General features: G+C 69.0%; 3 protein-coding genes and 1 pseudogene. 1 reads left to right on the forward strand and 3 read right to left on the reverse strand.

Annotated elements, in window-relative coordinates:
* Window positions 1–432, forward strand: a pseudogene (locus Y694_RS25060) (hypothetical protein); the annotation flags it as partial.
* 48 nt (window positions 433–480) lie between these two features.
* Here Y694_RS25060 and clpB read toward each other — a convergent pair.
* From clpB to Y694_RS20005, 3 genes are all read right to left on the reverse strand, one after another.
* Complete coding sequence (gene clpB, locus Y694_RS19995; RefSeq protein WP_036235777.1) at window positions 481–3,084, reverse strand: ATP-dependent chaperone ClpB; 2,604 nt, start codon at window positions 3,082–3,084, stop codon at window positions 481–483.
* Between the two features lie 90 nt (window positions 3,085–3,174).
* Window positions 3,175–3,576, reverse strand: a complete 402-nt coding sequence (gene crcB / locus Y694_RS20000) for a fluoride efflux transporter CrcB (protein WP_231497803.1) — start codon at window positions 3,574–3,576, stop codon at window positions 3,175–3,177.
* On the reverse strand, window positions 3,573–4,052 hold the full coding sequence (locus tag Y694_RS20005) for a molybdenum cofactor biosynthesis protein MoaE (protein ID WP_036235779.1): 480 nt from the start codon (window positions 4,050–4,052) through the stop codon (window positions 3,573–3,575). The genes crcB and Y694_RS20005 overlap by 4 nt, the downstream gene beginning before the upstream one ends.
* Window positions 4,053–4,326 lie beyond the last annotated feature (274 nt).

The raw sequence follows: 4,326 nt of genomic DNA on the forward strand, positions 1-4,326 counted from the left end.
TCGGTCGGCGTCAACAGCGCGCCCTCACCGGCGCACGACGAGCCGCTCGAACGCTATCTTCACGATCTGAGCCAGCTCACCGGCGTCGTGAGTGCCTGCGCCTTCGACATCATGACCGGCCAGCCGATCGGCCATGCAGGTGCACGGCCCGGCCCCGACGAACTGGGGCGCCACGGCAGTTCCGTGCTGGCCACGATGATGAGCGCCAGCCGCGCGCTCGGGCTGGGTGCAGCAGTGCCCGACATGTCGGTCACCCTCGGCCAACACCATCTGCTGCTGCGTCCCCTGCCGGCGCACCCGGGCGCTGCGCTGCACGTCGTGCTCGACAAGCCGCACGTTTCGCTGGCCCTGATGGTGCTGCAACTGCGCCGGCTCGACGACGCACTGCTGCTCGCGGCCCGGCTGCCGAACTCCGCACAGCCGCGGAACTGAGTCATCCGCCCCACGCGGCCCGCCGGGACGGGCTGCGTAGGGTGCGCCTCAGTGCACCACGCGCCCGAAGTGGAACTCGCCCGGCGAGCGGATCGGGTCCACGTCGACCGGCACCACGTCCTTCGGCGCGAACTTGCCCTCCAGCAGCAGCTTGGACAGCGGGTTCTCGATGCGCTGCTGGATCGCCCGCTTCAGCGGCCGCGCCCCGAACACCGGATCGAAGCCCACCTTCGCCAGCTCCGACAACGCCGCCGCCGACACCTCGAGGCGGATGTCCAGCTTGGCCAGACGTGCCTCCAGCGCCTTGAGCTGGATGCCCGCGATCGCTTCGATGTGCTGCGCGTCGAGCGCATGGAACACCACGGTCTCGTCGATGCGGTTCAGGAACTCCGGCCGGAAGTGCGTCTTCAGCTCGCCCCACACCGCCTCGCGAATCAGCTCCGGGTCCTGCCCCGCCATCTGCATGATGAGGTGAGAGCCCAGGTTGCTGGTCATCACGATCACCGTGTTCTTGAAGTCCACCGTGCGGCCCTGCCCGTCGGTCAGGCGGCCGTCGTCCAGCACCTGCAGCAGCACGTTGAACACGTCGGGGTGCGCCTTCTCCACCTCGTCGAGCAGCAGCACGCTGTAGGGCTTGCGGCGCACTGCCTCGGTGAGATACCCCCCCTCGTCATAGCCCACATAGCCCGGCGGCGCGCCGATCAGGCGGGCGACCGAGTGCTTCTCCATGAACTCGCTCATGTCGATGCGGATCATGGCTTCCTCGGTGTCGAACAGGAAACCGGCCAGCGCCTTGCACAGCTCGGTTTTGCCGACGCCGGTGGGGCCGAGGAACAGGAAGGAGCCGGTCGGGCGGTTCGGGTCGGACAGGCCGGCACGCGAACGACGGATCGAGTCGGACACGGCGCGGATCGCCTCGTCCTGGCCCACCACGCGCTCGTGCAGCTTCACTTCCATGTCGAGAAGCTTCTGGCGCTCGCCCTGCATCAGCTTGGCGACCGGGATCCCGGTGGCGCGCGCCACCACCTCGGCGATCTCTTCCGAGCCGACCAGCGTGCGCAGCAGCGTGGGCTTGCCATCGACCCCGCCCTTGGCCTCCTTGGCCTGCGCGTCCTTGAGCTTCTTCTCCAGCTCCGGCAGCTTGCCGTACTGCAGCTCGGCGACCTTGTTGAAGTCGCCCTTGCGCTTGAACTCCTCGATCTGCGTGCGGATGCGGTCGATGTCTTCCTTCAGGTGGGCCGAGCCCTGGGCGGTGGCCTTCTCGGCCTTCCACACCTCGTCCAGGTCGGCCGCTTCGCGTTCGAGCTTCGCGATGTCCTCCTCGATCAGGCCGAAGCGCTTCTGCGAGGCCTCGTCCTTCTCCTTGCGCACGGCCTCGCGCTCGATCTTCAGCTGGATCAGCCGGCGGTCGAGCCTGTCCATCACCTCGGGCTTGGAGTCGATCTCGATCTTGACCTTGGCCGCGGCCTCGTCGATCAGGTCGATGGCCTTGTCGGGCAGGAAGCGGTCGGTGATGTAGCGGTGTGAAAGCTCGGCCGCAGCAACGATCGCCGGGTCGGTGATCTCGACGCCGTGGTGGACCTCGTACTTTTCCTGCAAGCCACGCAGGATGGCGATGGTGGCCTCGACGCTCGGCTCGCCGACCAGCACCTTCTGGAAGCGGCGCTCGAGCGCGGCGTCCTTCTCGACGTACTTGCGGTACTCGTCCAGCGTGGTGGCGCCGATGCAGTGCAGCTCGCCGCGCGCGAGCGCGGGCTTGAGCATGTTGCCGGCATCGATCGCGCCCTCGGCCTTGCCGGCGCCCACCATGGTGTGGATCTCGTCGATGAAGACGATGGTCTGGCCCTCGTCCTGCGCCACTTCCTTCAGCACGCTCTTGAGCCGTTCCTCGAACTCGCCGCGGTACTTGGCACCGGCCAGCAGCAGGGCCATGTCGAGCACCAGCACGCGCTTGCTCTTGAGCGACTCCGGCACCTCGCCAGCGACGATGCGCTGCGCCAGGCCCTCGACGATGGCGGTCTTGCCGACGCCGGGCTCGCCGATCAGCACCGGGTTGTTCTTGCTGCGCCGCTGCAGCACCTGGATCGCGCGGCGGATCTCGTCGTCGCGGCCGATCACCGGGTCGAGCTTGCCGGCGCGGGCGCGCTCGGTGAGGTCGAGCGTGTACTTCTTCAGCGCCTCGCGCTGGCCCTCGGATTCGGCGCTGTCGACCTTCTGGCCGCCGCGCACCGCGTCGATCGCGGTCTCCAGCGCCTTGCGGGTCAGGCCGTGGCCGCGCACGATGCCGCCGAGGTCGGTCTTGGCATCGGCGAGGGCGAGCAGGAACATCTCGCTGGCGATGAACTGGTCACCGCGCTTCGCGGCATCGCGCTCGGCCGCCTGCATCAGAGTGACGAAATCACGGCCGGGCTGCACGCCCTGCCCGCCCCCCTGCACCTGCGGCAGTCCGTTGAGGGCCACGTCCATCGCGGTCCGCAGGGCCGCGGTGTTGGCGCCAGCCCGCTCGAGCAAGGCCTTGGGGCCGTCGGGCTGCGCCAGCATCGCAGCCAGCACGTGGGCCGGCTCGATGTAGGGGTTGTCGCGCGTGACGGCGAGGCTCTGGGCGTCGGCCAGCGCTTCCTGGAACTTGGTCGTGAGTTTGTCGATACGCATGGGGAAATTCCTCCGGATTGCACCGAAGATGGGCCCGGCGCTGCGACTTTTCAAGCACGGGCCGGCTTGACCTGCATCAAGCGGGCCCGCTCAGCGGGCCGCGAGCCAGGCCTGCGCCAGCGCCCAGCCGAGCGCGGCACAGGCCAGCGAGCCCAGCACATGCGCCAGCGTGTGCCCCAGTGCCATGGCATAGGAACCGCGCTGCAGCAGCACCATCGATTCGAGCGAGAACGCCGAGAAGGTGGTGAACCCGCCGCACAGGCCGGTCATCAGCAGCAGGCGCAGCAGGTCATCGGGCCGCTGCGACAGCCAGGCCGCGGCGGCGCCGATCACGAGGCCGCCCGAAGCATTGATCAGCAGCGTGCCCAGCGGAAAGCCGGCCCACATCGGGTTGAGCCACAGCGCGACACGCCAGCGGAGCAACGCGCCGACCGCCGAGCCGGCGGCCACGCACAGCGCCTGCAACAGCGGCGTGGCCACGGCGGCGCTCACGCGTTGCCGCTCACTGCGATGCCCCAGCGTCGGAGGGCGTCGTCGTCGGCTACGCGGGCATCGACCCAGCGGGCGCCCTGCGGTGTCTGCTCCTTCTTCCAGAACGGTGCCTGGGTCTTCAGGTAGTCCATCAGGAACTCGCAGGCCTGGAAGGCCTGGCCGCGGTGCGCGGAACTGACCACCACCAGCACGATCTGTTCGCCCACCTCGAGCGGGCCGATGCGATGGATGACGCGGGCGCCCAGCAGGTCGAAGCGCGCGAAGGCTGCGTCGATCATGGCCTCGATCGCACGCTCGGTCATGCCGGGGTAGTGCTCGAGCTCCATGCGGCTGACTTCGTCACCGTCGTTGCGGTCGCGGACGGTGCCGACGAAGCTGGCGACTGCGCCGACACCGCGCTGATGGGCGCGCAACGCGGCCACTTCGGCGGACAGATCGAAGTCCTCCGTCTGGATGGTCACGCGTCCGGTCGTCATGGCACGGGATTCTCGCACCGCCCTGCCCTCTGGCCGCGTGCGCGGCCCAGGAGCGTTCAGCTCGGCAGTTCGTCGTTCTGGCGCAGCGAACGCACTGCGCGTGCGCGTAGAAGCGGCTCTGCTCGCACTGCACCTGCATGCAGCGATAGAGCGAGAAATTGGTCCGCGGCGCGCAGGCCTCGGCCGGCGTGCCGGGCACGGCCTCGCGGCGCGCCGGTTCGGCGGCCTGCGCCTGTTGTGATGGCGGTGCCGCACTGACGGTGGAAGGCGCGGA

This window comes from Methylibium sp. T29-B, assembly GCF_000576225.1.
GTDB classification, from domain to species: Bacteria; Pseudomonadota; Gammaproteobacteria; order Burkholderiales; family Burkholderiaceae_C; genus Methylibium; species Methylibium petroleiphilum.

Bases quoted from the DNA above. Each gene is read 5' to 3' on its own strand.
- clpB (WP_036235777.1), bottom strand. From the start codon at position 3,084: ATGCGTATCGACAAACTCACGACCAAGTTCCAGGAAGCGCTGGCCGAC.
- Y694_RS20005 (WP_036235779.1), bottom strand. From the start codon at position 4,052: ATGACGACCGGACGCGTGACCATCCAGACGGAGGACTTCGATCTGTCC.